The 4,077-nt window shown below is 64.4% G+C and carries 6 protein-coding genes; all 6 read left to right on the top strand.

The genetic code is table 11. The features are described 5' to 3' along the window. Positions 1-912 (top strand): phage tail protein (locus ACSHWJ_RS15830; protein ID WP_432540082.1); only part of this gene is annotated, 912 nt, incomplete at its 5' end. A 164-nt stretch (positions 913-1,076) separates the two neighbouring features. Further along, a complete protein-coding gene (locus tag ACSHWJ_RS15825; RefSeq protein ID WP_010962108.1) occupies positions 1,077-1,646 on the top strand; it encodes a phage tail protein in 570 nt (189 codons plus the stop codon). Then, positions 1,643-1,888 (top strand): tail protein X, encoded by a 246-nt coding sequence (locus ACSHWJ_RS15820; RefSeq protein ID WP_010962107.1) that lies wholly within the window; start codon positions 1,643-1,645, stop codon positions 1,886-1,888. The genes ACSHWJ_RS15825 and ACSHWJ_RS15820 overlap by 4 nt, the downstream gene beginning before the upstream one ends. Then, positions 1,885-2,907: a phage late control D family protein gene (locus ACSHWJ_RS15815; RefSeq protein ID WP_432540083.1), complete on the top strand. Its 1,023-nt coding sequence runs from the start codon at positions 1,885-1,887 to the stop codon at positions 2,905-2,907. The genes ACSHWJ_RS15820 and ACSHWJ_RS15815 overlap by 4 nt, the downstream gene beginning before the upstream one ends. Beyond that, the gene (locus ACSHWJ_RS15810; protein WP_432540084.1) at positions 2,894-3,478 is read left to right on the top strand and encodes a phage baseplate assembly protein V; all 585 of its coding nucleotides are present in this window, start codon (positions 2,894-2,896) and stop codon (positions 3,476-3,478) included. Before ACSHWJ_RS15815 ends, ACSHWJ_RS15810 begins: the two co-directional genes overlap by 14 nt. Continuing rightward, positions 3,478-4,077: hypothetical protein (locus tag ACSHWJ_RS15805; protein ID WP_432540085.1), on the top strand; the 600-nt coding region annotated here is incomplete at its 3' end. The genes ACSHWJ_RS15810 and ACSHWJ_RS15805, both read left to right, overlap by 1 nt.

The following is a 4,077-nucleotide window of genomic DNA, read 5'->3' as shown; positions in this document are numbered from 1 at the left end:
CTGTTCACGCCCATTGGCGCAGCCGTTGCCATCATCGCCGGAGCGGCGTTCCTGATCTGGAAAAACTGGGATGCATTGAAAGCCAGGTTCGCGCCTTTGTGGGATCAGGTCAAGGGCATCTTTGGCCGGGCGCTGAGCTGGTTCAAGACGCTGCCAGACGTTTTCAAAGCCATCGGCTCGAATCTGCTGGAAGGACTGAGGTCCGGCATCATGGCCAAATGGGAGTCGGTCAAGGCAGGGTTGTCGAGCATTGCTTCCGGCATCAAGGACACCTTCAAGAGCGCGCTGGGGATTCATTCGCCTTCGCGCGTATTCGCCGGCTACGGCGCCGACATCGGACAGGGATTGATTGAGGGCGTGACCGGGCAGAAAGACGCCGTGGCGGAGACCCTTGGCAAGCTGGTGCGGTTTCCCCAGCCGCCTGTCATTCGGGTCCACACCGAACTCGGTTCTTCGACAGGCCCGGAGCGCAGCGGACTGGCGCCGGTATCCCTCGATGCCGGCCTGGGCCGGGAGCTGGGGCGTGTATTGCCGTTCGCCAAACCCGACTCGAAGGGCAACGGCGCCGACTCGAAGGGCAATGGAGTTGAATCGCCCGCCGCGACCACCGACACCCCTGCGCGTCTCTTGGGGCGTAAATTCGGCGACGCCGCTCTTCGAGTCCGTCAGGGCAGCGATGTCGCCAGTGGCGCGGACGGACACGCTCGCACCTTCCGCTCCGTGCACCAGCCCCAGGGGCGCAGCGGTGAACAGGTGGTGATCCACTTCAACCCGACGATCCACGTCAGCGGCGCGGAGGATGCCGGCAAGGCCAAGGCAGCCGTCACCGAAGCGCTCGAGTTGTCGCTGCGCGACTTCGAACGCGTGGCTGCGCAGGCCAGCCATGCCAGGGCGAGGACGGGCTACCGGTGAGGACTCGAAGAGCAGCGTAGCTGAAACGGTGCGGGAGTGGCTGCGTGATGATCGCGGCATAGTCGCTCCCACAGAAGCCGCTTCCGCCGGGTTGTTTTAATCCGGTTTAAGCGACTCGGCCCCTCGGACGGCTTACCCTGACTCCTGGATTTACAGGGTTAGGCATGAGCTACCTGCAACTGGGCAACGTACAGCTCGATCTGATCACCTGGCTCGGCGGATTCGAGGCGGGATACGGCTATGCCTACGCCAGCCACGACATCATCGAAGGCAAGAGCCATCTGCAATGGACCGGCGATCAGCTGGAAACGCGGGCGCTGTCGGCGCAATTGCATGCGCGCTTCTGCGACCCGAGGGCCGAGTTCGAGAAGCTGAAAACAGCGGCCTCGCGCCACAACGCGCTTGCGATGTTCTTCGCCAACGGCACCTACGAAGGCCGGTTCGTCATCGAGGAGCTCCAGCGCACGCTGGAGCGGACCGACCGGTTCGGAAACGTCTACCTGATGCAGGTACGCATCCAGCTCAAGGAATGGGCCGAGCCCACGTCCTCGTCGCTGGCCGGCAGCCTGAACGCCAACGCCCGGGCGCAGGCTGAAGCGATCGCCGAGAACGCACCGGCCCGGCAGCTCAAGGATCCCTCCTTCGGGCCGACGGCCAGCCAGGTCCGGCTCAAGGAGCTTGCGGCCAAATACGATACCTTCACCCGCCAGCCCGTTCCCGGATTGATCCGATGACCACCTACCTGTCCTACATCACACAGGAAGGCGACCGCTGGGACGGGCTGGCCTACCGCTTCTATGGCGATCCGTTCCGCTACGAGCCGCTGGTCGTCGCTAATCCACACGTCCCGATCGTTCCCGTGCTGCCCTCGGGTTTGACGCTGGCGGTACCGGTGCTCGCGAAGTCGGACAGCACGCCCTCGGTGGAAAGCCTGCCTCCGTGGAAGCGCGGCGTTCCGGCGGGAGGCGTGGCATGACCCCCCGCCTGGACTCGAAGAGCAACGGAGTTGAAACGCCGGTCGAGGACCCAGTCTATTCGGTCATCTACGACAACGTGAACATCACGGCGGACATCTCGGGTCTGGTGACCGAGCTGATCTACACCGATCACGAGCACGGCGAATCGGACAGCGTCGAACTCAAGATCGAGGATCGCGAGCAGCGCTGGAAAAACGAATGGTATCCGGACATCTCCGCGCGCCTGTCCGTCTCGATCGGCTATGCCGACGGCCGACGGCTCGATTGTGGCGACTTCGAGCTGGACGAGATCGAATTCGACGTCATGCCGGACACCGTGCGCATCAAGGCGCTGGCCACGGTGATCACACCCAAGCTGCGGACGCCTCGATCCTACGGTTACGACGACACCTCGCTCCGCGCGATCGTGCAACAGGTGGCGGCCCGCAACGGCTTGACCGTGCGCGGCGACATCGAGGGCATCGCGCTGGATCGCGTGACCCAGAATCATGAGAAGGACCTGGCCTTCCTCACCCGGCTGGCGGAAGACTACGGCTATGCCTTCGCCGTGCGCGGCGATGCGCTGGACTTCCATTCGATCGCGACGCTCGAGGCGGCGCCGTCCGCGTTCAGCCTGCATCGCCGGCAGCTCAAACACTGCACCCTCTCGGAGAAATCGGAAGCCACCTATCCCGACGGCAAGGTCAGCCACCACGACCCCGACCAGAAAGCCCTGGTCTACGACTGGGACGAGAAGGGCAACATCAAGACCGGGGATACCCATGCGCTGTTGAAGCGCGCCAAGCACCGCGGCATCGCCAAGCGCAAGGCGTCCTCCCATCTGCACCAGGCCGACAAGAAACAGTTGTCCGGCACCCTCGGCCTGGTCGGTGACACCCGGCTGGTGGCCGGGATCAATCTCGATCTGACCGGCTTGTTCAAGCTCGACGGCAAGTATCACGTCACCACTTCGACCCACCGGCTGGATCGCAGCGGCGGCTATGCCTCAGAAGCGGAGGTCTACCGTGTCCAATCCTAAGATCGCTCATCTGCGCTACGGCATCGTCACGGCCATCGACCCGGCAAAGTCTCGGCTCAAGGCGAAGTTCCCCGACCAGGATGGCCTGGTGTCGCACTGGCTCAACGTGTCCTGCCAGAAGAGCCTGAAGGACAAGGCGTTCTGGATGCCCGAGGTGGGGGAACAGGTGGCCTGCATCATGGATGAGCACCTCGAGGACGGCACCGTGATCGGGGCGATCTACAGCGGCCCGGATCCGGTGCCGGAAGGGGTCGACGAGCACTGGTACGGCGTCTGGTTCGAGGACGGTTCCGTCCTGTACTACCGCAAGGACACCCATCAGCTGCTGATCGACCTGAGCCGCATGCAGGGCACCGTGCTGCTGAAGGCGCAGACGGTCACCGTCGAAGCCCAGGCCGTAGAAGTCCAAGCCGAGACCGCTCGGGTCGACGCGGACACGGTCGCCGTGAGGGCATCGACCCTCTCCGCCGACACCCAGACTGCCAGCATCAGCGGGACCCACGTTAGCGTCACCGCCCCGGCGATTGATTTGACCGGCCTCGTTAACGTCGACGGGGACATCGACATCTGATGGCCAGCCTGAAGCAATTCATCGCCAACGCCAAGGCCATGCTCCCGGTCGTGACCGGCAAACCCGGCTGGCTGGACGCGCCGTCGATGCATCTGGAACAGGTGACCAGCCAGATCAAGGCATTGCTGGGCAAAGCGGATCAGTTCGCCGCGCCGGACATCGACCTGCACCAGGCGGATGCCAGCTTGAAGGCGGTACTCGGCGAAACCACGTCAACGGCACCGCCGGCCATCTCGCTGCATGACACCGAAGCGGCGCTCAAGGCCGTGACCGGTAAAGCCTCGGCCACGGCCGCGCCGGACATCACGCTGGCGGCCACCAAGGCGCACGTGGATGCCACCAACAACCCGCACGCCACCACCGCCGCCCAAGTAGGTGCCATGGCGATCACGCACCCGGCCAATGCGATCAGCGGCTTCGGGAACTTCATCTATGGTCTTGGGTCATCCCAGTCCGCCGGATCGGCCTCGACCGTCGCCCGCTCGGATCACGTGCACCCCTTCCCGAATGCCGTGCAGGTCGGAGCCATCCCGGATACTCACTTCGCCAGCGTCCTCGAGGGCTTCGGTGCCAGCGCGTCACCGCTGGCAGCCGCGGCG

The organism is Methylococcus sp. S1M (assembly GCF_051295855.1).
Taxonomy (GTDB): Bacteria; Pseudomonadota; Gammaproteobacteria; order Methylococcales; family Methylococcaceae; genus Methylococcus; species Methylococcus capsulatus.
The sequence above is the reverse complement of the archived record's forward strand: the minus strand, read 5'-3'. Positions and strand labels throughout refer to the sequence as shown.